This window comes from Ensifer sp. 2TAB8, from assembly GCF_052115125.1.
GTDB lineage: Bacteria > Pseudomonadota > Alphaproteobacteria > Rhizobiales > Rhizobiaceae > Ensifer.
In genome coordinates this window covers 13410-36109 of the sequence record NZ_JBFRGB010000036.1, presented here as the reverse complement: position 1 = coordinate 36109, position 22700 = coordinate 13410, and the positions used below count along the sequence as shown (strand labels likewise).

The 22700-nt window shown below is 61.7% G+C and carries 20 protein-coding genes, 1 tRNA gene and 1 pseudogene; 17 read left to right on the top strand and 5 right to left on the bottom strand.

All coding sequences use genetic code 11. The features are described from left to right. Positions 1 to 697: 697 nt before the first annotated feature. On the bottom strand, positions 698 to 1744 hold the full coding sequence (selD, locus tag AB4Z53_RS32660) for a selenide, water dikinase SelD (protein ID WP_441599477.1): 1047 nt from the start codon (positions 1742 to 1744) through the stop codon (positions 698 to 700). A gap of 195 nt (positions 1745 to 1939) precedes the next feature. Between selD and fdnG the strand changes: the two genes are divergently transcribed. From fdnG to AB4Z53_RS32620, 8 genes are all read left to right on the top strand, one after another. Further along, positions 1940 to 5026, top strand: coding sequence for a formate dehydrogenase-N subunit alpha (gene fdnG, locus AB4Z53_RS32655; RefSeq protein WP_441599465.1), 3087 nt, complete (start codon positions 1940 to 1942; stop codon positions 5024 to 5026). Further along, entirely contained in the window at positions 5023 to 6009 is a 987-nt protein-coding gene (gene fdxH / locus AB4Z53_RS32650; RefSeq protein ID WP_441599463.1) for a formate dehydrogenase subunit beta, read from the top strand. Before fdnG ends, fdxH begins: the two co-directional genes overlap by 4 nt. Further along, positions 6009 to 6698 carry a formate dehydrogenase subunit gamma gene (locus AB4Z53_RS32645; RefSeq protein ID WP_441599461.1) on the top strand — a complete coding sequence of 230 codons (690 nt, stop codon included), beginning with the start codon at positions 6009 to 6011 and terminating at the stop codon, positions 6696 to 6698. Before fdxH ends, AB4Z53_RS32645 begins: the two co-directional genes overlap by 1 nt. A gap of 102 nt (positions 6699 to 6800) precedes the next feature. Continuing rightward, the gene (gene fdhE / locus AB4Z53_RS32640; protein ID WP_441599459.1) at positions 6801 to 7712 is read left to right on the top strand and encodes a formate dehydrogenase accessory protein FdhE; all 912 of its coding nucleotides are present in this window, start codon (positions 6801 to 6803) and stop codon (positions 7710 to 7712) included. Beyond that, positions 7712 to 9088, top strand: a complete 1377-nt coding sequence (gene selA, locus AB4Z53_RS32635) for an L-seryl-tRNA(Sec) selenium transferase (protein WP_441599458.1) — start codon at positions 7712 to 7714, stop codon at positions 9086 to 9088. Before fdhE ends, selA begins: the two co-directional genes overlap by 1 nt. Further along, a complete protein-coding gene (gene selB / locus AB4Z53_RS32630; RefSeq protein ID WP_441599456.1) occupies positions 9085 to 10989 on the top strand; it encodes a selenocysteine-specific translation elongation factor in 1905 nt (634 codons plus the stop codon). Before selA ends, selB begins: the two co-directional genes overlap by 4 nt. Further along, positions 10990 to 11085: transfer RNA gene (locus tag AB4Z53_RS32625), tRNA-Sec, on the top strand. Positions 11086 to 11327: 242 nt separating this feature from the next. Further along, positions 11328 to 11585, top strand: a complete 258-nt coding sequence (locus AB4Z53_RS32620; protein WP_441599454.1) for a hypothetical protein — start codon at positions 11328 to 11330, stop codon at positions 11583 to 11585. A 548-nt stretch (positions 11586 to 12133) separates the two neighbouring features. Here AB4Z53_RS32620 and AB4Z53_RS32615 read toward each other — a convergent pair. Both AB4Z53_RS32615 and AB4Z53_RS32610 read right to left on the bottom strand, forming a co-directional pair. Beyond that, on the bottom strand, positions 12134 to 13174 hold the full coding sequence (locus AB4Z53_RS32615) for an IS110 family transposase (protein WP_441599452.1): 1041 nt from the start codon (positions 13172 to 13174) through the stop codon (positions 12134 to 12136). 297 nt (positions 13175 to 13471) lie between these two features. Next, the gene (locus tag AB4Z53_RS32610) at positions 13472 to 14128 is read right to left on the bottom strand and encodes a dihydrofolate reductase family protein (RefSeq protein WP_441599450.1); all 657 of its coding nucleotides are present in this window, start codon (positions 14126 to 14128) and stop codon (positions 13472 to 13474) included. Positions 14129 to 14236: 108 nt separating this feature from the next. On the opposite strand from AB4Z53_RS32610, the gene AB4Z53_RS32605 reads away from it, so the two are divergent. The 3 genes from AB4Z53_RS32605 (at position 14237) to AB4Z53_RS32595 (ending at position 15482) form a co-directional block, all read left to right on the top strand. Further along, positions 14237 to 14587, top strand: coding sequence for an ArsR/SmtB family transcription factor (locus AB4Z53_RS32605; RefSeq protein WP_441599448.1), 351 nt, complete (start codon positions 14237 to 14239; stop codon positions 14585 to 14587). Then, positions 14571 to 15050: an SRPBCC family protein gene (locus AB4Z53_RS32600; protein ID WP_441599475.1), complete on the top strand. Its 480-nt coding sequence runs from the start codon at positions 14571 to 14573 to the stop codon at positions 15048 to 15050. Before AB4Z53_RS32605 ends, AB4Z53_RS32600 begins: the two co-directional genes overlap by 17 nt. Before the next feature lie 285 nt (positions 15051 to 15335). After that, the gene (locus tag AB4Z53_RS32595; protein ID WP_441599446.1) at positions 15336 to 15482 is read left to right on the top strand and encodes a DUF1127 domain-containing protein; all 147 of its coding nucleotides are present in this window, start codon (positions 15336 to 15338) and stop codon (positions 15480 to 15482) included. A gap of 369 nt (positions 15483 to 15851) precedes the next feature. On the opposite strand, the gene AB4Z53_RS32590 is transcribed toward AB4Z53_RS32595, so the two are convergent. Further along, positions 15852 to 16247, bottom strand: coding sequence for a VOC family protein (locus AB4Z53_RS32590; RefSeq protein ID WP_441599444.1), 396 nt, complete (start codon positions 16245 to 16247; stop codon positions 15852 to 15854). A 133-nt stretch (positions 16248 to 16380) separates the two neighbouring features. On the opposite strand from AB4Z53_RS32590, the gene AB4Z53_RS32585 reads away from it, so the two are divergent. Continuing rightward, positions 16381 to 17256 (top strand): sigma-70 family RNA polymerase sigma factor, encoded by an 876-nt coding sequence (locus AB4Z53_RS32585; protein ID WP_441599442.1) that lies wholly within the window; start codon positions 16381 to 16383, stop codon positions 17254 to 17256. 699 nt (positions 17257 to 17955) lie between these two features. Here AB4Z53_RS32585 and AB4Z53_RS32580 read toward each other — a convergent pair. Continuing rightward, positions 17956 to 19296, bottom strand: coding sequence for an aminotransferase-like domain-containing protein (locus tag AB4Z53_RS32580; RefSeq protein ID WP_441599440.1), 1341 nt, complete (start codon positions 19294 to 19296; stop codon positions 17956 to 17958). Positions 19297 to 19425: 129 nt separating this feature from the next. On the opposite strand from AB4Z53_RS32580, the gene AB4Z53_RS32575 reads away from it, so the two are divergent. The 5 genes and pseudogenes from AB4Z53_RS32575 (at position 19426) to AB4Z53_RS32555 (ending at position 22661) form a co-directional block, all read left to right on the top strand. Beyond that, entirely contained in the window at positions 19426 to 19830 is a 405-nt protein-coding gene (locus AB4Z53_RS32575) for a VOC family protein (RefSeq protein ID WP_441599438.1), read from the top strand. Positions 19831 to 19866: 36 nt separating this feature from the next. Further along, a complete protein-coding gene (locus AB4Z53_RS32570) occupies positions 19867 to 20496 on the top strand; it encodes a LysE family translocator (protein ID WP_441599436.1) in 630 nt (209 codons plus the stop codon). Positions 20497 to 20550: 54 nt separating this feature from the next. Next, a pseudogene (locus AB4Z53_RS32565) lies at positions 20551 to 21395 on the top strand (PhzF family phenazine biosynthesis protein). A 27-nt stretch (positions 21396 to 21422) separates the two neighbouring features. After that, the gene (locus AB4Z53_RS32560) at positions 21423 to 22016 is read left to right on the top strand and encodes an NUDIX domain-containing protein (RefSeq protein WP_441599435.1); all 594 of its coding nucleotides are present in this window, start codon (positions 21423 to 21425) and stop codon (positions 22014 to 22016) included. Positions 22017 to 22319: 303 nt separating this feature from the next. Next, entirely contained in the window at positions 22320 to 22661 is a 342-nt protein-coding gene (locus tag AB4Z53_RS32555; protein ID WP_441599434.1) for a hypothetical protein, read from the top strand. Positions 22662 to 22700 lie beyond the last annotated feature (39 nt).

The window sequence follows — 22700 nt, the reverse complement described above, 5'->3', positions numbered from 1 at the left end:
CAGCAAAACGCCCGACAACGTTTCGAAGGTCTCAAACCACGCCTTGCAAGCCTCTTGGCCGAGCCTCAACTTAAAGCCAAGGCCATTCCACGTTCCAACACCCCATGCCCGCACTTATGTAGTCCCCAACCACATCACCGAAGACGACAGCTCAGATCACACAAATCGGAAGCTGAAAATATCCAGTTTAAATTGCATTCATCGCACAAAACACGCAGCATCAACTTGTAACTGCAGCTTGAAGCCATAAATTGTTTCGGGTCGGGATGCTATGGGTTGCGTCGCATTTTTGCCCCAATTTCACAACCTAACGTTTGCGGCGGTGAGCCCCTTGGCACCGATGATCACTGCAGCTTTCAACGGCTCTTGGTGGATACTGAAAGCGTTGCAAATTAATCCGTGAATCGCGGGCCGTTCTGAAGACTGAAGCGCCTGTCTGTCATGCATATGGATTTTGCGGTTGGAGAGCATGTCGCCCGCGGCGCATTGGTCGGCATGCTCGGGCTTTGGTGTCCAGGTTGCGAAGGATTCGACGTCTTGCCGACACGGGACCAAATGGCCGCTAAAGTCCGGGCGAGGGCAGAGTGCGTGCTGCATCTGCAAGTCGAAAGTTTGGAAGCCTGTGTGAAATTGTGAGGGCGAGCCTCTTGTTAAGCCTCATCCATAGGAACCGGTCACCGAAAGCGAACATCCAGTTCTAGAACACCGACAATCCGGCATCACCATCCACCACTTCCCCAATTACGGCGGCGTCGGAGGCGTGCTTGTGGAATATCGCGAGTATGTCTGGCGCGGACGATCGGGAACAGGCGACGAGCAAGCCGCCACTCGTTTGCGGATCGCAAAGCAGCGCCTTGTCTATTGCACCCATCTCGCGTGCAAAGGCCACGTCCTGCCCATAGCTTGCCCAGTTCCTCCCGGAGGCGCCGGTGACAATACCGGCGGCCGCGAGATCGAAAGCGCCTTCCAGAAGGGGAACGGCGGACCAGTCGATCCGGACCTGGCAGTTCGACCCGCGCGCCATTTCGAGCGCGTGGCCGGCAAGGCCAAAGCCTGTCACGTCGGTCATGGCATGCACGCCGGAAAGCCGCGCGAGTTCGGGCCCGGCCGTGTTGAGGCGGGTGGTGCTTTCGACCATGCGGGCATAGCCGGCCTCATCGAGCGCGCCCTTTTTCAATGCCGCGGAAAAGATGCCGACGCCGAGCGGTTTGCCGAGGATGAGCACGTCGCCCGGAAGGGCGCCGCTGTTGCGCTTCAGATGCGCGGGATCGACGAGGCCGATGGCGACGAGACCGTAGATCGGCTCGACGGAATCGATCGTGTGACCGCCGGCGATCGGAATGCCGGCTGCCCGGCAGGCCGCCGCTCCGCCATCAAGGATGGCGCCGATGGTTTCGGTCGACAGCACGTTGACCGGCATGCCGACGAGCGCCAGCGCAAAGATCGGCGTGCCGCCCATGGCGTAGACGTCGCTGATGGCATTGGTCGCGGCGATCCGGCCGAAATCGCGGGGATCGTCGACAACAGGCATGAAGAAGTCTGTGGTGGCGACGACCGCCTGGTGATCGTTGAGGCGATAGACCGCCGCATCGTCGGACGTTTCGATGCCGACCAGCAGCTCCGGCGGCACAGGCAGTTGGACGCGTCCCCGCAAGATTTCCTGAAGCACGCCCGGCGCGATCTTGCAGCCGCAGCCGCCGCCATGGGCAAGTGAGGTCAGGCGAGGCTCGGAGGAGGCGGGCAGGCTGCTCACGATTAGAACTCCCTCGATGCAATGGTATCGATGGCGGGCTTGCCGGCCACGGACGCGATCATGACCCATCATTTCCGGCAAGGCCATGACTTTTCGTGACAAAAGCCGATCAAATCGGCCTTGACACGCCGGCTCCAAGGTTCGACCATTCGTCTCAAGACCGATACGCATGGAAGAGGACCTCCAATGAACATCGATCTTTCCCGCCGCAGTTTCCTGAAGCTTGCTGGCGCAGGAGCCGCGGCCACCACGATCGGGGCCATGGGCTTCGGAGCGGCCGAGGCCGCAACAGCCGCCCATGTGCGTGCCTTCAAACTCGCAAGCACCACCGAGACCCGCAACGTCTGCACCTACTGTTCGGTCGCCTGCGGCATCCTGTTGTATTCGAAGGGTGACCTTTCCGCCGGCGAGAAGGCGGAACTCATCCATATCGAGGGTGATGCCGATCATCCGACCAACCGCGGGACGCTCTGTCCCAAGGGTGCGGCGCTCAAGGACTTCGTGAAGTCCGAGACCCGCGCCACGAAGCCACGTCACCGCGCTCCGGGCGCCGACACCTGGCAGGATATCTCCTGGGAAGATGCCTTCGACAAGATCGCCCGGGCGATCAAGGACGACCGCGACAAGAACTTCATCGAGAAGAACGCGGCCGGCGTCACCGTCAACCGTTGGACGACGATGGGCTTTCTTGCCGCGTCGGGCGGCACCAACGAGACGGGATGGCTGACCTACAAGACCGTCCGGTCTATGGGAGTCGTCGGCTTCGACAACCAGGCACGCGTCTGACACGGCCCCACGGTAGCCAGTTTGGCTCCAACATTTGGCCGCGGCGCAATGACGAACGCCTGGACCGACATCAAGAACACCGACCTCGTCATCGTCATGGGTGGCAACGCGGCGGAAGCACATCCCTGCGGCTTCAAATGGGTGACGGAAGCCAAGCATCATCGCGGCGCCCGGCTGATCGTCGTCGATCCGCGCTTCAACCGCACGGCATCGGTTGCCGATGTCTACGCCCCGATCCGTCCCGGCTCCGATATCGCCTTCCTGATGGGCGCGATCCGCTACTGCATCGAAAACGACAAGGTCCAGTGGGACTATGTGAAGAACTACACCAACGCGACCTATCTGGTGAACGACGCCTTTGGCTGGTCTGATGGTCTCTTTACCGGCTACGACGAGGAAAAACGCGACTACGACCGCAGCGCCTGGGAATACCAGCTGAACGAGGACGGGACGGTGAAAACCGATCCGACGCTCACTGACCCGCGCTGCGTCTGGAATCTTTTAAAGCAGCATGTCGCGGCCTACACTCCGGAGTTCGTGGAAAACATCTGCGGAACGCCGAAAGATCGCTACCTGAAGATCTGCGAAATGATCGGCGCGACGTCGGCCCGCGACAAGGTGATGACCTCGCTCTACGCGCTCGGCTGGACGCAGCATTCGAAAGGCGCCCAGAACATTCGCGGCATGGCGATGCTTCAGCTGATCCTCGGCAATGTCGGCTTGCCCGGTGGCGGGGTCAACGCGCTTCGCGGCCATTCCAACATCCAGGGGCTGACCGACATCGGTCTGCTTTCCAACTCCCTGCCGGGTTACATGAACCTCGCGACGGAAAAGGAGACGGATTACACGACCTACATGTCGACGCGCGGCAACAAGCCGCTCGTACCTGGCCAGACGAGCTACTGGCAGAACACACCCAAATTCATGGTCAGCTTCCTGAAGGCCATGTGGGGCAGCGCCGCGACACGCGAAAACGACTGGGGCTTCGACTGGCTGCCGAAGCTTGATGTCCCCTACTACGACATCCTCAGGATGTTCGACATGATGAGCCGCGGCGAAGTGAACCTCTACTTCTGCCAGGGCTTCAACCCGCTTTTGTCCTTCCCGAACCGGGCAAAGCTGACCGAGGGTCTTTCGAAGCTGAAACTGCTCGTGACCATCGACCCGCTGCAGACCGAGACGGCGCATTTCTGGGAGAACCACGGTATCTACAACCAGGTGGATCCCGCCAAGATCATGACGGAGGTCTTGCAACTCCCGGCGACGTGCTTTGCCGAGGACGAGGGCGCCACCGTCAATTCGGGCCGGTGGCTGCAATGGCACTGGCCCGGCGCGACACCCCCCGGTGATGCCAAGCACGACACCTGGATCATGGCCAACATCTTCCTGCGCGTGCGTGAACTCTACCGCAAGGAAGGCGGGGTCTGTCCCGAGCCTATCCTGAACCTTGCCTGGGATTACAAGGACCCTTACGAGCCGGAACCGGCCGAGCTTGCCCAGGAGATGAACGGACGGGCGCTGCAGACGCTCTATGACCCGACCGATCCGACGAAGGTGCTGGTCGAGGCCGGCAAGCTCTTGCCCAACTTCGGCGTGATGCGTGACGACGGCTCCACCATGTCGGGCTGCTGGATCTATACCGGCTCCTGGACGGAGGACGGCAACATGATGGCCCGGCGCGACAATAGCGATCCGGGCGATGTCGGCACCTTCCTCAAATGGACCTTCGCCTGGCCGGCCAATCGACGCATCCTCTACAATCGTGCCTCCTGCGACCTTGAGGGCAAGCCCTGGGATCCGGCGCGCAAACTCATCGAATGGAACGGCGAACGTTGGGCGGGCTTCGATGTGCCCGACATCGCGGTGACGGCAAAGCCCGAGGCAGTGATGCCGTTCATCATGACGGCCGAGGGAACCGCCCGTCTCTTTGCCCGCAAGCTGATGCGGGACGGACCCTTCCCCACACACATGGAGCCATTCGAAAGCCCGGTCGAAAATCCGTTCAACGCCAAGCTTCGCGGCAATCCCGTCGCGCGCATCTTCCCCGGCGACCTGCAACAGCTGGGCACGAGCACCGACTTCCCCTTCGTTGCCACGTCCTATCGCCTCACCGAGCATTTCCACTTCTGGACCAAGCACAGCCGTGTCAACGCCGTGCTGCAGCCGGAATTCTTCGTGGAAATCAGCGAGGAACTGGCGGCCGAGCGAGGCATCACCAAGGGCGGGCGGGTACGCGTGTGGAGCGCGCGCGGCGAGGTCTGGGCAAAGGCAGTGGTAACGAAGCGTATTCGCCCGCTGATCTGCAACGGCAAACCGGTCCATGTGGTCGGCATTCCCTTGCACTGGGGCTTCATGGGAGCGGCCCGCAAGGGCTTCGGTCCCAACAGCCTCACGCCTTTCGTCGGCGACGCCAATATCGACACGCCGGAGTTCAAGGCCTTCCTGGTCAACATCGAACCGGCGGCGGAAGAAGGAGCTTCGGCATGAGCGAACGCGCACCGGAACCGGTAACGGCTGCCGCCAACCCGCCGCTGCAGCCGCTCGCTTCGAACCTTTTGCCGAGCGACGTCATCAAGGTGTCGGCAACGAGCGACGTGCCGACACCCGAACGACAGCTCACCCCAGTCGCCAAGCTGATCGACGTTTCGAAATGCATCGGCTGCAAGGCCTGCCAGTCCGCCTGCATCGAATGGAACGACACCCATCCGGACCTGGAGGAAAATGTCGGCGTCTACGAGAACCCGCACGACCTGACGGCTGATATGTTCACGCTGATGCGGTTCACCGAATACGAGAACCCCGTTACCAACGAGTTCGAATGGTTGATCCGCAAGGACGGCTGCATGCACTGCGCCGATCCCGGTTGTCTCAAGGCCTGCCCGGCGCCAGGCGCCATCGTGCAATATTCCAACGGCATCGTCGATTTCATCTCCGATAATTGCATCGGCTGCGGCTATTGCATCGCCGGTTGTCCCTTCAACATTCCGCGCATCTCCAAGACCGCGCATGTGTCGAAGAAATGCACCCTTTGCTCGGACCGCGTCGCTGTTGGCCAGGGGCCGGCCTGCGCCAAGGCCTGCCCGACCAAGGCGATCACTTTCGGGACGAAGGAAGACATGGTCACGCTTGCCAACGAGCGCGTCGAGGACCTGAAGTCGCGCGGCTACGACCATGCCGGCCTCTACGACCCGCAAGGCGTCGGCGGCACGCATGTGATGTATGTGCTGCACCATGCCGATCAGCCAACGCTCTATTCCGGGCTGCCGGAGGATCCGCAGATTTCGCCGGTGGTGCGCGGCTGGAAGGGTCCGGCCAAAACCGTCGGTCTCGCCGTTGCCGGGCTTGCCGCCGCCGGCGCCGTGCTGCACGGCATCTTCGCCCGGCCGAACGAGGTGACCGCCCATGAGGAAGGGGAGGCTGAGGAACTCGTCGAGGATCGCAACCGCCCGCAAGGCGGCAGGGAGGCGTGATGGCTGACAAACGCATCTATTCGGCCCCCGGCGACAGGATCGAGACCAAGCACCCGGTCACCGTCAATCGCTATCGCGGCTATACCCGTCTCAACCATTGGGTCACCGCCGCCTGCATGATCGTGCTTCTGACTTCGGGCCTTTCCTTCTTTCATCCCTCGCTGTTTTTCCTGACCGGCCTTTTCGGCGGCGGCCAGATGACGCGGTGGCTGCATCCGATCGTCGGGCTTATCCTAGTCGCAAGCTTCCTCCTCCTGTTTGCGCAGATGTGGAAGCTCAATCTGCCGCGGCGCGAGGACGTGGAATGGAGCCGCAAGTTCGGCGATCTCCTCCAGGGCAAGGAGGAGAGCCTGCCCGAACTCGGCAAGTACAATGCCGGGCAGAAGATGGTTTTCTGGGGCATGTCCGGTCTGATCGTCGTGCTCGTGACGACCGGTATCATGATCTGGGAGCAGTACTTCCCCGATCTCGTTTCCATTCCCGTTCGCCGCATCGCGGTCGCCGTGCATTCGCTCGCAGCACTTTTCACGATCCTGATCTTCATCGTCCATGTATATGCGGCGATCTGGACGCGCGGCACGATCCGGGCGATGACCCGCGGCACCGTCACTGGCGGCTGGGCGTTTCGCCATCATCGCAAATGGCTGCGCGAACTGGCTGGACGCCAGGGTTCGGACCCGTCAAAATGAACGTCTCCTACAGCGCCGCGCGTCCTGTCAGGCGCGCAACGGTCGCTGTAGCACCGTGAATGCTGCAAGATCCGGCGTCTCTGCCGGACTGCCGGAGATGCGATGGCTGAAGACGTACAACCCGATCCCTCCCTCATCGGCGGCGTGCCGACACCGCCGCTGGCTTTCCTGCCAGAGCCGGTCAAACTGTTCCAGACGCGCGCGCGCCGCTTCGCGTTTCTTGCCGAAAGCAATGCGCTTGCGCCTTATCTCACCTTCCTTGCGGCGCTCTCCAAACTCCAGGCGCGCTTGGCAGTAACCCTTCCGCCCGTGACAGCGCCGACATCGGCGCGCATTGCCGAGGCGGCACGCGTTGCGATGCCACCGATCGACCGGCTGGCGCTTGTCGATGACCCCGGCCTTTCGGCCACGCTTGTCGCGCTCCTCGAAGGCGCTGTCGAGATTTCCATGCCCGACCCTGCCCGGCTGGCGCTCGATGCGGTGCGAACTGCCGAAGACGGCGACCGACGCTGGCTGCTTGCCAACATCCTTTCCGATCAGGTTCCCGAAGACAGCGCCGCTCCCCATCTCTTCGTCGCAGCAGCGGTGCAGGTGCACATGGCGCGGCTCGCCGCGAAAATCGATGCGGAAGCGCTTGTCCCTGTGGCCCTTGGCGTCTGTCCCGCCTGCGGCGGCCGGCCGGCAACGTCGTCGGTCGTCGGCACGCAGGGCGCCGAGAACGTGCGCTATGCCGCCTGCGCCTGCTGCGCCACGCAATGGAACGAGGTGCGGGTAAAGTGCCTCTGTTGCGGTTCGACCAAAGGCATCAGCTATCGTTCGGTCGAGACGTCGGAAGCGACCGTGAAGGCCGAGACCTGCCGGGAATGCCATTCCTGGGTCAAGATCTTCTACCAGGTGAAAAACCCGAGCCTGGACCCGATCGCAGACGACGTCGGCAGCCTCGGCCTCGATATCCTGATGAAGGACACCGAGTTTCGCCGCGGCGGTTTCAACCCCTATCTTGCGGGGTATTGATGCCGGATTATCGCGTGCTTCCCTCGGTCGACCAGATGCTGACCTCGCCAGAGGGACTGGCGCTAACGGAAGAACATGGCCGCCTTGCCGTCGTCACCGCCGTCCGCGCCGGGCTTGAGATCGCACGGGAGAAAATCCGTGCTGGCGAGGATGGGGCAACGCTTGCAGCCGACCTGCCGCGCCGGATTGCCGAGGAGCTGGCGGCTGCCGCCCGCTCCGCCCTTCGCCCGCTCATCAACCTCACGGGCACCGTGCTGCACACCAATCTCGGCCGTGCCATCCTGGCCGAGGAAGCCGTGCGCGCCGCAAGCGCCGCGATGGCCAACCCGCTGGCGCTGGAGTTCGACCTTGACGGTGGTGGACGCGGTCAGCGCGATGATCATCTGCGTAGTCTGCTCTGGGAACTGACCGGCGCCGAGGACGCCACCATCGTCAACAACAACGCCGCTGCCGTGCTGATCGCGCTCAATACGCTCGCCGACGGCCGCGAGGCGATCGTCTCGCGCGGCGAACTGATCGAAATCGGCGGCGCCTTCCGCATGCCCGACATCATGGCCCGCGCCGGCGCCAGGCTGGTGGAGGTAGGGACCACCAACCGCACCCACCCGCGTGACTACGAAGGAGCCATCAGGCCCGAGACCGGCGTCATCCTAAAGGTCCACACATCCAATTATCGGATCGAGGGGTTTACCGCCGAGGTGCCGGCGCCAAGGCTGGCCGAGATTGCCGCTAAGGCCGGTGTGCCGCTCTTGAACGACCTCGGCTCGGGCTCGCTCGTCGATCTCTCCACTTTCGGATTGCGGCGCGAGCCGACCGTCGCCGAAGCGGTTGCCGAGGGCGCGGATCTCGTCACGTTTTCGGGCGACAAGTTGCTGGGCGGTCCCCAGGCGGGCCTCATCGTCGGCCGCCGTGATCTCATCGCCGCCATCAACCGCAATCCGCTGAAACGCGCCGTTCGCCTCGACAAGATCCGCATCGCCGCGCTTGAAGCGACGCTGAAGCTCTACCGCGATCCCGACCGGCTGAAGGAGCGGCTGCCGACGCTGCGCTTTCTTTCCCGGCCGCGGGCCGATATCGCCGCACAGGCGGAGCGTCTCGCTCCGGCAATCGATGCGCTGCTCAAGCCGCTCGGCTATTCGGCAGGCACCTGCACGTGCCAGAGCCAGGTCGGCTCCGGCGCCCTGCCGGTCGATACGATCCCGAGTGCTGGCCTGCGGCTGACAGGCAGCGGCGGCGACGCACCGCAACGGCTTTCCGCGCGACTTCGCGCCCTGCCGGTCCCGGTCGTTGGCCATATCCGCGATGGCGCGCTGGTCCTCGATTTGCGCTGTCTGGAAAGCGACGAGATACTCATCGCGGCCCTGGTGGCACTATGATCGTCGGAACGGCAGGGCATATCGACCACGGCAAGACGGCGCTGGTGAAGGCTCTGACCGGCACGGATGCCGACCGCCTTGCCGAGGAGAAAGCCCGCGGCATCACCATCGACCTTGGTTTTGCCTATGCCGATCTCGGCGGCGGTACGGTCACCGGCTTCGTCGACGTGCCGGGTCACGAACGGCTGATCCACACCATGCTTGCCGGCGCCGGCGGCATCGATTTCGCGTTGCTGGTGGTCGCCGCCGACGATGGAATGATGCCGCAGACGCGCGAACACCTCGCGATCCTCGACCTGCTCGATATTACCAGAGGTATCGTCGCGCTCACCAAGGCGGATCTCGCCGGGCCTGAGCGGCGCGCGGAAGTGACAGCCGAAATCCAAGCAACGCTCGCAGGCACTGGTCTGGCAAAGGCACCGATCCTTGCCGTCTCCGCCCTTACCGGCGAGGGTATCGAGGCCCTGCGCGCCGGCCTCGCGGCCGCCGAGGCAGAAACCGCCGCCCGCAACGATGCCGGCCTGTTGCGCTTTGCCGTCGATCGCAGTTTCACGCTTGCAGGCGCCGGCACGGTGGTGACCGGCATGGTGCTCGGCGGCCGTGCGAAGCTCGACGATACGATCATCGTCAGCCCGTCCGGGCTGACCGCCCGCATACGCGGCATCCATGCGCAGAACCGCAGGGCCGCAGAGGGGCTTGCCGGCCAACGCTGCGCTCTGAACCTTGCCGGCGAACGGGTGACGAAGGACGGGATCCGGCGCGGCGACGTGGTTCTCGCGCCGCCACTGCACGCCCCGACGGACCGGATCGACGCGGAGATTCGCGTGCTTGCCTCGGAGGCGAAGTCGATCGGCACCTGGTTTCCCGTTCGCTTGCACAGCCACGCGACAGAAGTCGGCGCGCGGATCGTACCCCTTGCCGGCCCGCTCGGTCCCGGAACGCAAGGCCTGGTGCAGCTGGTCCTCGACCGCCCCATCGCCGCGACCATCGCCGACCGCTTCGTCCTGCGCGACACCTCGGCCAGCCGGACGATCGGCGGCGGCCGCTTTCTCGACCTGCGCCCGCCGACGCGAAAGCGAGGCACCCCGGGGCGCCTGGCCTTTCTTGCCGCCTCTGGCAACGAAGACCCGGCGGTGGCGCTTTCCGCCCTGTCCGACCTCGCGCCGATCGATCTTGCGGTTTTCCTTCGCGACCGTGGCCTGGGCGAGGACGCACTTTCCGGTCTCCTGAGTGCCGCCGGGGCGAATACCATCGGCGACCATGCACTCTCGTGCGAAGCGGTGGACGGATTGCGGGCAAGCCTGACCGACACGCTCGCAGCCTTCCACGCAGAAAACCCGGAGCTTGCCGGCATCGGTCGCGAGCGGCTACGGCTCCTGCTCAAACCGCGCCTGCCGACGACAAGCTTCCTCGCATTCCTCAAAGACGAAGCGGCTGCAGGTCAAATCGTGCTCGACGGCGCCTTCCTGCGTCTGCCGGGCCACGAGGTCCGACTGTCGCCGGCGGACGAAGACCTGTGGCAGCGGATCCATCCGCATCTCCTCGACGACAGCCGCTTCCGGCCACCGCGCGTGCGCGATTTCACAGTCCTTCTCAATGCAGAGGAGCGCGACATAAGGCGCGTGATGAAACTCGCCCAGCGGCTCGGGCAGACCCACGAGATCGCGCACGACCATTTCTTCGCCCGCGCGGTCGTGGAGGAGATGGCAACCATCGTGCTCGAGGTGGCAGCGAAGGCGGACGACGGCTGGTTCACCGCGCCCGACTTTCGCGACCGGGTGCACAACGGCCGCAAGGTCGCCATCGAAATCCTCGATTTCTACGACCGGCTCGGCCTGACCTTGCGCAGGGGAGACATGCGTCGCATAAATCCCCATCGCAGCGACCTATTTGCGCGCTGAGGAAGGGAATCGTCTCCGGTGGGACGGCCGGACTTCAAATCCGGTTGGGGCAGCGAGCCTGTCCCGGGTGGGTTCGACCCCCACTCCCCTCCGCCATCGACTGGTGTGTGCGGAACGGTCCAAGCTAAGATCGGTTTCTTTCGAACTAGGCTAAATGTAAGCGCGTAGGTCACCCCATCGGCGGCCGAACGCGCATCTCGCATGAGTCATGCGCAGAAGCCTATGGGCGACAGTGTGAATCATCATCGAACATTCAAGTTGGTGACAGCGGAGCGAGGCAAGCCACGCCATCGTTCCTGATCTCCCTCTGACCACAATTTCGGCCACCGGCTCTTCACGTGTTAACGATCGTCGAGTTTCGGGGAGAGGGCTTCGATCCACATCGCGACGCTAATGCCGTGATCATTGGCGATCGTCCCGCGATGGTTGTGCGGGCCGAGCCAGAGCGGTTGTTGGCGATGGCGGCCGAGGCCGCCCGTTCCAGCGAGATTCGCGTTACAGTTGGCGTGGATAGCGAGGTCGGCCCGCCGTTCGAATTCCACCCAAGAACATCTTTCGCGCGCAAAACTCGACGTGAGGGGACGATGGGCGTTTAATCGCGATCGCTCCCCCATTCGAGCGGAGCGGCTTGCCGGGGGTAGTTCTCTAATTGCGGCGTCCCGGTCAACTGCTTTTCCGTTAGCTGTCTCGCAACATGTTTCTCTGAGTAGCCAAGGCGAGCATTTGCACTTCATGGCATCCAATACTGCGGCTCCCAATGTCGGTCGCGCGATCCCGTCTCAAACGGGTGGCAACTGGCCCCGCGGGATGACCACTGCTTCGGCCCGCAAAGGAAACGAACGTCGGTTTCCTGGAGCAGCCGAAGGCAACCCGCGCCCGCCAGGTAGTGCCGTAGGGTTGCCGGAGGCTCGAGTGGAACGTTCAACTGCTTGTCTCCGCCTGCTCTTGCCGGATTCACTGTTCTCTCCGTGGTCGAGACGGGTGCTCGCCACATCATGGCATCGGATGCTGCGGCTCCCAATGTCGGTCGCGCGGTCCCGTTTCCACAGGCTCGCAACTGCCCCCGCGGGATGACCACTGCTTCGTCCCGGCAAGGGACAGGGCTGCCGTCAGGCGACGGAACTGGTGATCGATCGAGGCGCCCCTATGCGGTGTCGATCGATGCGGTTGACGACCACCGGAAGGTTTCGCCCGTTGCCCACACACGGTGCATGATAACGGCCATCTTTCGGGCAACGGCGACGGCTGCTTTTTTCATGCCACTGCGTTTGGCGATCCGCAGACCCCAGGCCTTGAGCGCCGACCATCTCTCGACGCGCGTCAGCAAGGTGGTGGCGGCCTCGAACAGGTAGGCCCGGACGAGCGGATCACCGCATTTGGAGATCTTGCCGTTGTAGTCGGCTTCGCCCGACTGGTAGCGCCTTGGCGTCAGGCCCAGATAAGCACCGACGCTGCTTGACTTCGCGAACCGCACCGGATCATCGATCGCGGTGATGAAGGCGATCGCCGTCAACAGCCCAATTCCCGGAATGGTCATCAGCCGCCGGCAAATCACGCTTCCCCTGGCATAGCGCGCCAGCTCTCGGTCGAGGCAGAGAATTTGCTGTTTCAAGCCGCCGTAGACCGTCAGCAAGGCCCGGACGGTTTGGCCTACGCGACCAGCATCTGGCGCGCACGCCTCGTTGACCAGTGTTTCGAACGACAGTCCGTCGCGTCGCCTAAGGACAACGCCGAAGGTCTTCAGCATTCCTCTGATCTGGTTGCTCACTTCAACGCGCATGGCGACGAGTTGGGCCCGCGCTCCCAGCATCGATCGGACCGTATGACTGTCGAGGCTCTTGACGCCAACTTCGCGGTACCAGCCAGCCTTGACGATTTGTGCCAGGCCATGAGCATCGTTCTTGTCGGTCTTGTTCATTTGCATGTTCAAGGCCGCCTTGGCGTGGCGAGCGTCGAGACAGACGATCGGCAATCCTTCCGCTTTGAGCGCATGCCAATGCCAGGTCGATAGCGGTCCGCTCTCCAGTCCTATTCGGATCGCGCTCGGCGCCTTGGCTTTGACGGCACCCGAAATGCCCTCAGGGGTCGAAAGGCAGGTGCCCTGCCAAACGATCTTACCGTCGCTGCCGATGACGCACACGTGTGTGATGTCCTGCGAGACGTCCAGTCCGACGAACTGTTCCATGGCCTGCTCCCGGGTTGGGTTAAAACAGCGGCAGGATAGCACCGACCGCAATTATCCCATGTCGGTCCCGGTTCCCGATTAGTCGCCGGCGCTATGCTGAACCTCCTGCGGCGACACTTTTAACCGGCCAAGCCGCGCGCGAACGGGCGCTGGTCGCTTTTTGCGACCGTCGCCTGGTACGCTCATTTCTTGGCCGCTGCTCATGTTCAGGGCTCTTCATTGGAAGATCGGCACTGACCTCTGGTCGTTCGGTTGCGGCAAAGGAAATGTCGGCTGCCCGGCGGATTGAGGCGCTCGTCACGGGGCTGGCGGCTCACGGTGGAACGTGAGGTGGACAGTCCCGCTCTCGGCCGTTTCAGACTTGACTGTGTAGCCGGCTTCCAACCCGCGTAGGTCGTCCCAGAGGCGTATACCCCGCCCCAGCAGGATTGGGGTAATTGCGATATGCAGGCGATCCACAAGCCCAGCCTTCAGATAGGCGCGAACCGTCGTCGGCCCGCCACCTATCCGTACATCCTTGCCGTTCGCGGCAGTGACGGCCTGCTGCAGTACATCAACCGGGTCTGCAGCGAGGAAGTGGAACGTGGTACCTCCAGCCATCTCGATGGAAGGCCGCGGTGTGTGCGTCAGGACAAAGACCGGGCAGTGGAACGGCGGCTCGTCGCCCCACCAACCTTTCCAGCTCGGATCATCGGGAAAGTTGTGTAGCCCGAACATGCCGGCCCCGATGATTTCGGCGCCTATGTTCGCGAAGTAGTCCTCGGCATACGCATCATCCACGCCGGTGGTGCCTTGGCCACTGATGTCCTTGAGCACACGCTCCCGGAACGTTTTTGTGGCGACATAGGCACTGACAAGGCGCGACCAGTCGGAGCCGAAGGGGTTCTCCGGCGTCTGGTCCGTCGTTGTTGCGAAACCATCGAGCGAGAGGAGAAGATCAACGCGAACCGCCACTGGAGTGCTCCCAAAAACTAAGGTAGATACCTTCATAATTGCGGAGAAACACTAAGGCAAGTACCTTTTTATTCTTGACCGACACGCGCGGCCGCGTTACCGAGCTATATGCCCTACCACACCACACCACTTGACCTCGCCTTTTACGCCCTCAGCGATCCGACCCGCCGCGCAGTGGTGTCTCGGTTGGTCGAGGGCGAGCTGCCGGTGACGGCCCTGGCTGAGCCTTTCGACATGGCGCTGCCCTCCTTCGCCCAGCATCTCAAGGTGCTAGAGGAGTGCGGATTGATCGCCAGCGAGAAGCGCGGGCGCAGCCGTTGGTGCCGACTGGAGCGGGCGCGCTTCGCCGAGGCGGCAAACTGGATGGAAGCGGAACGCCGACGCTGGGGCGAGCGGCTTGATCGATTGGAAACGTATTTGGACAGGGCGGAAGAGAACGATGATGGAAAAGCTGTTTGAAACTTGGGCGCACGACCGAGAGATCGTGCTGGTCAAGGTGCTGAAGCACCCGCGGCACAAGGTCTTCGCCGCCTGGATGGACCCTGACGCGCTGGCACAGTGGTATGGCCCGGATGGCCTTAGCATTGAGAACCACGAGGTCGATATCCGCGAGGGCGGGAAATGGCGCTTCGACATGGTGGGCGTATTCGAAGGCAAGAAGCAGCGCTTCCCCAATCTCATGCGCTTCTTGAAGATCGTGCCGAACGAACTGATCGTGGTGGACCATGGTACCCCGGACCCCAATGACCCGGAGCGCTTCTATATGACGATCACCTTCGATGAACAGACCGACGGCAAGACCGTGCTGACCATGCGCCAGCTTCACCCAAGCCGCGAACGTCGCCAAGTGGTTGTCGGTTTTGGCGCGGTTGAGTATGGATTGCAGACGCTGGACGGCCTCGCCAGGTGGCTCGATGGCTGAACGCGAGACGACGCATCGGGATGCTCGGTAAACTTCCTGCGAAAACTCGCATCGTCGATTGTGATGTTGATCGCCGCATACAGTGATCCAAGCGCTTCTTCGACGACTTCCCGGGATTTGCCAAGCCGGGGAAGAATGGCGGCGCAGGGCTAGCATGCGCCGCAAGCTTATAGGGACGGGGCCGCAGCGATCTCTTGCCGCGAACATTTTCAAACCAGGAAATCGCCTGCGGTCAGGCCACGGACTGGCAGTCACGCTTCGAAAGCCCATTGAAATGGGATCAAGATGAATATCGCACGCTCTATCAAGAACTGGCGCAAGTATCGTCAGACGGTCGCCGAGTTGGGCTGCACGTCGAACCGGGAACTGCGTGACCTCGGCATCGAATGTGGTGATATCGACCGCGGCGCACGCACGGCCTCCGCTTGCTAAGGCGATGAAGTCATGGCTTTTGTTGGGGGGAGGGAACAGCGCGTACGTTCTGGGCGCACCATGAGCCCCCTAAAAAACCGTTCAAAAGAAAACCCCGCCGGGGAAGGCGAGGGCACGGCTCGCACCCAGTTAGCTGCCTGGGGCGCGGGGAAGAAACTCCGTCAGAAGACTGACATGCGCACGTAGCGAAGAATGTAGATACGGCGAGTGCTGTTTCCGGGGGGGAGTCATCGGATATCGGCAGGCACTCGCGACGAGATGTAATTGAGCCTTCAGTGCGACTTAGTTCCCATCAATAGGGGCAAATCGAGTCTCAGGCGCGGCCGACAAGAAGGTCCTTGCCGATGCCGCGCCGTCTCGTTCGGCTCGCTATTTCCCGAGCGATCGTGGGCTTCTCTGTTGCCGCAGAGCAATCCGGTTGTCATCAGGATCCAGGGCCGTCACCCGCACGCCATAGGCGTAGTCCTCGGGCTCAGGCTCGACGAACCTGATGCCGCGCGCCTTGAGCTCGGCAAAGTCTTTCCGAAGGTCGTCTGTTTCAACAAAGATCGCGCCCATCTTGTCCTCCTCGGAAGCGGCGCGGCCTCCCGTGCCGGGCCAAAGCAGGATCGGCCATCCCTGACCTTTGTAGCTCATCACCAGGAAACGGCCCTCCGGCCCGGCGTTATCCGCCACCTTCTCGAAGCCGAAGTTGCTCGTGTAGAAGTCGAGCGACCTTTCTTGATCTGTCACAAACAAGGCGGCGAACATGATTTTGCTGAACATAGTCATACCTCTCTGCTCCGTGCGAGCACCGGCGTTTGAATGAGACGACGCCACCGCCGGAAACGACCGCTGTCACATCCGCGAGGTTTCGTTCGTCATGCTCATGACGGAGCCGACGAAGGAAATGTGACCGATGGAAGCAAAAAAGATCTCACTCGAACAGTTCGAGACCAATCGCGCCCACCTGCGCGCGGTGGCCTGCCGTATGCTCGGTTCGTTGAACGAGGCGGAGGACGCGGTGCAAGAAACGTGGCTGCGCTTGTCCCAGACGGAAGCAGGGGACATCTCGAACCCGGGCGGTTGGCTAACCACGGTCACAGCTCGAATCTGCCTCGATATTCTGCGATCACGCAAGGCGCGGCGTGAGGAACCGCTCGACAAGATCGATGCCGATCCTAACGGCACACGCGACGCTCGCAGAAGTCCGGAGGATCACATATCCGCAGCGGATTCGGTTGGCCTCGCTCTGTTCGTGGTTCTCGAGAAGCTCACCCCGGCTGAGCGGGTGGCGTTTGTGCTGCACGATGTATTTGCCGTACCGTACGGTGAGATTGCTCCCATTGTCGGCCGTTCCACGGAGGCAACGCGCCAGCTCGCAAGCCGAGCCCGTCGCTGCGTACAGGGTTCACCCATAGCGTCCAACGCCAATCGCGCCAAGCAACGGCGTCTCGTCGAAGCCTTTCTCGCCGCCGCGCAAAACGGCGACTTCGATGCACTTGTTGCGGTGCTCGATCCGGACGTAGCTTTCCGGGCTGACACTGAAGCTATGCGCCAAGGTTCAGTTCCTGAGATCCGCGGCGCAATGGCGGTGGCAGAGGCTTTCAAAGGTCGCGCGCACAGTGCATTGCCGGTGTTTGTGGATAGAGGTTTTGGCCTCGTCATAGCTCCCAACGAACGCCAGCGCATCGTCCTCCGCCTCTCCTGCAAGAACGAAAGGATCACTGCGATTTGGGCGATCGCGGATCCGGAGAGCCTCGCACGGCTCGACCTGGCACTGCTGCCGGATTGAAGCGGCTGCACGCGTTCACGCCCTTCGTCCAGGGCAGGCCGCGCCATGCCGTGTGCTAGGCGCTGCTCCAAGGACCGCTATCGATGAACCAAGCGAGGCAGCTGTGATTTGCAGTGAGGATGCCGTCTCCCGGCGCAGGCATGGTGACCAGTTGGTTGAGGGGAATGATGAGGTGAGCTGAGATCGAAGTAAAGTGTGGGATCATCTGGAAGTACAGGCAGCAGCGCAGCGATTTGCGGATCCAGCCCAGTTTCCGAGATCGCGCCATCAGGCCGCAGTGTCAGATACTTGCGTGACATTTCCTCCATCTTTCATGCTGCGATTTATAGGTATTTTAGAAGGATCTGTAATTAAATCCACGCGCGGATTCATTATGCAATCCTGGCCGCACAGAAGCCAAGAAACCTCGGTGGCGGTCAGGTGAAAAGCCAGGCACCTTTCGCCGACGTTGCCAGCTTGACCATGGACCAGCTTTATGAGCACGAAACTGTGGTAGAGCGGCGGGCTTGAGGGGCTTTGTCCGCGCTGTCTCGGGGGTCGCTTGGTTGCCGTCGCTACCGAAGCATCCCGCCGGGAAAACTGCCGCTCGCTCAATGCGGCCAGCGTCCGCACCGCAAACAATGCCGCCATAAGGCGGAGCGCGCCGACTGACCGGAACGCCCGACGCGTATCCCGCAGCGGCGCTCTGTTGGGTCAGGTCTACGGCCTCAGCAGTCCCGCCAGAACCTCCAGTGATCGGGTCAGATCTTCAAACGGCAGGCCGCCGAGGCAAAGCCGAATGCCGCTCGTTCGATCTTCTGGGTGCACCATCATGGCTTCCGGTGGGGTCAGCTTGATGCGTATCGCCGCAGCGACGGATACGAAGCGATCTGCGGCATGGCGTTCCATCGGTAGCCAGACGTTGTATGCGTCGGGATGGGAGACAAGCTCGCCTGTGCCGAGGAGGGAAACGGCCAGATTGGAACGACGCCGAGCCTCATGGCGCAGGTTCTGCTGGATCGAAGAAATGACGCCGGTTGCCAGCCATTCCTCAACCACCGCGCACGACAGTGCCGACGGGGCCATCGGCAGATCATGCAGGAGGTCTTCCGCTGCGTCTTTTAGTCCGGTCGGCAGCGCGAGCATGCCGATCTGCAATCCGGGGCCAAGCGACTTGGAAAGCCCGTTCACATGGAACGAGATTTCAGGAACCAATGCCGCCAACGGAGGCAGGGTAGGGTCAGATGCCGCATAAACGCCATCTTCGATTATCCATGCGCCCGCCCGGCGGCAGATATCCGCAATGGCCTGCCTACGCTCCGCACCCATCGTGGCGGTTGTCGGATTGTGCAGCGTCGGCGTGAGATAGACAGCCTTGCTGGCGGTCGATGCAGTACTACCGAGCGCGCCCGCGAGCGCGTCGGGCACCATCCCCTCCGCATCGATCTCGACGCCTTGCATCTGGTACCCTTTGCGCCGGGCCAGTGCGATGGCACCGGAATATGTGATCCGCTCGCTCAGGATCAACCCTTTCCGGCCGCAGGCGAGATCGAAGGCCAATGATAGAGCCTGGCGCGCGCCGCTTGTCAGCACCAGATGTGTAGGATCGATCGTCAGACCTAGCGTTTCGAGCCAGCGGGCCAAAACACGTCGGTGCTCCAGATGGCCGGCGGGAGGGGCGTACAGGTTGAAATGATCCGCGTCGATCTTCCGCGCGATCCCCGTCAGTGTACGGGCCAGAATACGTGCGTTGAGCGAGGCTGGCGGCGCATTCGACGAAAGGTCAATCTGGCGGTCACTATGCGCCTGACGGATCGCCACGAATGTTCCCCGACCTTTGACGCTGCGGGTCAGGCCACGCCGTTCGAGAACGGCATAGGCTTTCGTCACTGTGCCGAGGCCTATTTTGAGTTTCCACGCGAGATCACGATGTGCAGGCAGGCGATCGCCTCCCGATAGCCGACCCTCGATGATGTCGTCGGCGAGAGCAAGCACCAGCCGATCGGCGGCATTTGCATCGATGTTTGCAAGGCGTGGAGCCCAGGGGGATTGCAGGAGCACGATTGTAATCTCGGTAAAAGTGTCACGTTACACTATTTCCATAAACAACAAGTGTAACACAAGGTATGACCACGCTAAATGAGTTGCAATAAGCGCCCGGCTATTGTTGCGGGGAGCATTGAGGGTCAAATGTTCAGCCATGTAACAGTCGGAACGCGTGATCTCGATCGGGCAGGACGCTTTTATGACGCCGTGCTTGCGCCCCTCGGCCTAAAGCGCCGGGCAATAACGCCTGATGGTGGGCCTGCGGCGCGTTGTTGGGTGGCGGCTCAATCCCCGCTGCCGCGCTTTTATGTCTACACCCCTTATGATGGTGAGCAGGCGACGGCGGGCAATGGCTGCATGGCTGCCTTTCTGTCGCCCTCGGAGGAAGCTGTGCGGGTGGCATACACGGCGGGTCTTGCGCATGGTGGGACGGACGAAGGTGCCCCGGGACCGCGTTCTCATTACGGCCACGGCTACTTCGGGGCCTATCTGCGTGACCCCGATGGGAACAAGGTCCATATCGTTCACCGCGGCGACCTCCAGCAATAACGCCGCGCAAGCCTTTTGCTTTACGGAGAAGTCCGAATGATCGCGAGCCAGATCGCCCTCGTCTACGGCACCTATCTCATCGCCACCGCCAGTCCGGGTCCGAGCAACATGGCAATCATGGCAACGGCAATGAGCGACGGTCGTCTGCCTGCCCTCGCTTTGGCGGCCGGCGTCATTACTGGCTCGCTCTTCTGGGCGATCCTTGCGGCGACCGGTCTGTCTGCAGTGCTTACCGCCTATGCGCAGGCACTTTTCATCATCAAAATCTTTGGCGGGGCGTACCTGCTGTATCTGGCTTTTCGTGCGGGAAGGTCTGCCTTGAAGGCAGGCTCTGACCTTGCAAGGGCCGATTCTGTGCGTTCGACGCCGCGCTATCGAGCGCTCTATCGGCAGGGCCTACTGATGCACATCGGAAACCCGAAGGCCATTATGGCCTGGATAGCGATCATGTCGCTGGGGTTTCGTGAAGACGCACCTGCCGGCATGCTGCCAGCGATCGTTGGCGGTTGCGCCTTCCTTGGGATCATCGTGTTCGGCGGTTATGCCGTGCTCTTCTCTACCGCCTCAATGATTGGGCTCTACACCAAATTGAGGCGCTGGATCGAATCCGTGCTCTCGGTGGTTTTTGCGGTTGCTGGACTGAAGCTGCTTGCCTCGCAGAGTTGAGCTATCGGCGCCCCACTTCCCCCGACAATTGACCCGAATTGAAAGGGTGATGCTATGACGTTTGCCATTCATATGATTGATGTTTTCGGCGCCGGGCCGCTTTTTGGCAATCCGCTGGCGGTCGTCATCAAGGGCGACGCCTTGACGACGGATGAAATGCAGCGACTAACTCGGTGGTTCAACCTTTCCGAGACAGCCTTCCTGCTGTCGCTCACGCATCGGGAGGCTGACTATCGGGTCAGGATATTCACGCTCGACAGGGAAATGCCTTTCGCCGGGCATCCCACACTCGGCAGTTGCCATGCCTGGCTGTCTGCCGGTGGCATTCCGAAAAAGGAAGGGGAAGTCATCCAGGAGTGTGGAGCAGGGCTGGTTCCGATCAGACGTGATCATGGACGGTTTTCCTTCGCCGCTCCGCCATTGCTGCGCTCCGGTGCGCCGACGCCGGATGAGCTGGACGCCGTGCGGCGACTACTGCGGATCAAAGCTCACGATGTTCTCGACGCTGCCTGGATCGATAACGGGCCCGGCTGGCTGGGTCTCAGACTGGCATCGGCAGAGAAGGTGCTCTCCCTCGATCCGATCCGCAACTGGCCCGGACGGATCGATGTCGGTGTGGTTGGCCCTCATGCGAGAGGGGCCGATGCCGCCTTCGAGGTACGCGCCTTCTTTAGCAACCACCTGGGCGCAATCGTCGAAGACCCCGTCACTGGGAGCCTCAAGCCTCGCTGGCGCAGTGGCTTTTTGCGACCGGCGCGGTTGAGGATGACTATATCGCGGCCCAGGGAACCCAGCTCGGACGTCAAGGACGGATCCATGTGAGCCGGGATAGTGCCGGACAAATATGGGTCGGTGGTGAAACGCGAACGCATGTCGAAGGCCGGTTCCAAGGCCTTTGAAAAGATAGATGAAAACGAGGTAACTTGATGGACAGTGTTTTCCGCCTGATCTCAGAACGTTTACTGGCAGATGATTGGGGACGGCTGACCAAGTATGAGTATGAACTTAGGCTTAGGGATGGAAGCTGGCAACGGCAGACCCGAGAGACCTATGATCGCGGCAATGGCGCGACATGCCTGTTGTACAATCCCGGAAGTGGCCGTGTTTTGCTGACCCGTCAATTCCGGTTGCCGGTTCTATTGAACGGAGGCGGGGCATCGCTGATCGAGGCACCGGCGGGGCTGCTTGAAGGCGCTGACCCGGCGACGCGAATGCGTTCGGAATTGATTGAGGAAACGGGTTATGAGGTTTCTGAACTCACACATCTCTTCGATGTCTATATGAGTCCCGGGTCGGTCACGGAATATCTGGCATTTTTCTATGGCGAGTATGCTGAGACTCACAAAGTGGGGCCCGGTGGCGGCTCATCTGTCGAGGGCGAGGACATAGAGGTACTGGAAATCGCCTTGCCTGAGGCGATGCAGATGGTCAACCGTGGCGACATTCGCGACGCCAAAACGATTATCCTGCTCCAGCATCTAGCCATTCGGCTTTTGCAGGAAAAGGACGCGAGAGGCTGATCCTGGCCTTTGGACATTGTCGATCCGGAATAGGTGACGTTCGCGCTCCAGTCGTCGGCGCGCAAAGCGGCTTGTCCGCCTTGTGCGAGAGCGCTGCATAATTCAAAATTTCAACTTAAAGTTTAAGACTCGGTGCACGCATACGGCACCCAGAAGGCAAACAAATAGGAGTGCCCTGTTCGTGCATGAAACCGAATATATTGAACGTTCTGACGCCGCCATCTGCGTTTGGACCAACATGCTGACACGCTTCGTACATCTCCCTCGTTGCGCGCCACATGGAACAACTCCAGCAGCATTGAGATGCGCCGGGCAGCTATCGACCTTGCAGACATTGCGCTAAGTGCGTGGCACGCGATGTCGCTCGATGAGCAACAAGTCTGCATCCCCTATGATTGGGGTTTCATCGCCACCTTTGTGCGTAGAGTGGAATGGAACCCAGAGGGCAACCCGGTTGCCACTATCCCTCACGCCACGCCACGTGCGCTCGCTGATGCAATCCTGTCGGATATGAGTAGAGACAAATCCCAGCTCGGCCAGGCCGCCCACAGCTTTGCGCGATTTGGTCAGTGGCTCGATGACTTAAGCAGCTCAAATTTGCCCCCTGAGATCGCTGCGCTTCTCCCTGACAAAAGGGAAGACTGAAGCGCGCTATTGCTGCCGCCGGCAAGCGTGCATTTGCTT

What these genes read in the sequence shown, in the direction of transcription:
- fdxH (WP_441599463.1), top strand. Translation starts at nt 5,023, where the DNA reads ATGAGCGAACGCGCACCGGAACCGGTAACGGCTGCCGCCAACCCGCCG.
- AB4Z53_RS32645 (WP_441599461.1), top strand. Translation starts at nt 6,009, where the DNA reads ATGGCTGACAAACGCATCTATTCGGCCCCCGGCGACAGGATCGAGACC.
- fdhE (WP_441599459.1), top strand. Translation starts at nt 6,801, where the DNA reads ATGGCTGAAGACGTACAACCCGATCCCTCCCTCATCGGCGGCGTGCCG.
- selA (WP_441599458.1), top strand. Translation starts at nt 7,712, where the DNA reads ATGCCGGATTATCGCGTGCTTCCCTCGGTCGACCAGATGCTGACCTCG.
- selB (WP_441599456.1), top strand. Translation starts at nt 9,085, where the DNA reads ATGATCGTCGGAACGGCAGGGCATATCGACCACGGCAAGACGGCGCTG.
- AB4Z53_RS32615 (WP_441599452.1), bottom strand. Translation starts at nt 13,174, where the DNA reads ATGGAACAGTTCGTCGGACTGGACGTCTCGCAGGACATCACACACGTG.
- AB4Z53_RS32605 (WP_441599448.1), top strand. Translation starts at nt 14,237, where the DNA reads ATGCCCTACCACACCACACCACTTGACCTCGCCTTTTACGCCCTCAGC.
- AB4Z53_RS32600 (WP_441599475.1), top strand. Translation starts at nt 14,571, where the DNA reads ATGGAAAAGCTGTTTGAAACTTGGGCGCACGACCGAGAGATCGTGCTG.
- AB4Z53_RS32595 (WP_441599446.1), top strand. Translation starts at nt 15,336, where the DNA reads ATGAATATCGCACGCTCTATCAAGAACTGGCGCAAGTATCGTCAGACG.
- AB4Z53_RS32590 (WP_441599444.1), bottom strand. Translation starts at nt 16,247, where the DNA reads ATGTTCAGCAAAATCATGTTCGCCGCCTTGTTTGTGACAGATCAAGAA.
- AB4Z53_RS32585 (WP_441599442.1), top strand. Translation starts at nt 16,381, where the DNA reads ATGGAAGCAAAAAAGATCTCACTCGAACAGTTCGAGACCAATCGCGCC.
- AB4Z53_RS32575 (WP_441599438.1), top strand. Translation starts at nt 19,426, where the DNA reads ATGTTCAGCCATGTAACAGTCGGAACGCGTGATCTCGATCGGGCAGGA.
- AB4Z53_RS32570 (WP_441599436.1), top strand. Translation starts at nt 19,867, where the DNA reads ATGATCGCGAGCCAGATCGCCCTCGTCTACGGCACCTATCTCATCGCC.
- AB4Z53_RS32560 (WP_441599435.1), top strand. Translation starts at nt 21,423, where the DNA reads ATGGACAGTGTTTTCCGCCTGATCTCAGAACGTTTACTGGCAGATGAT.
- AB4Z53_RS32555 (WP_441599434.1), top strand. Translation starts at nt 22,320, where the DNA reads ATGCGCCGGGCAGCTATCGACCTTGCAGACATTGCGCTAAGTGCGTGG.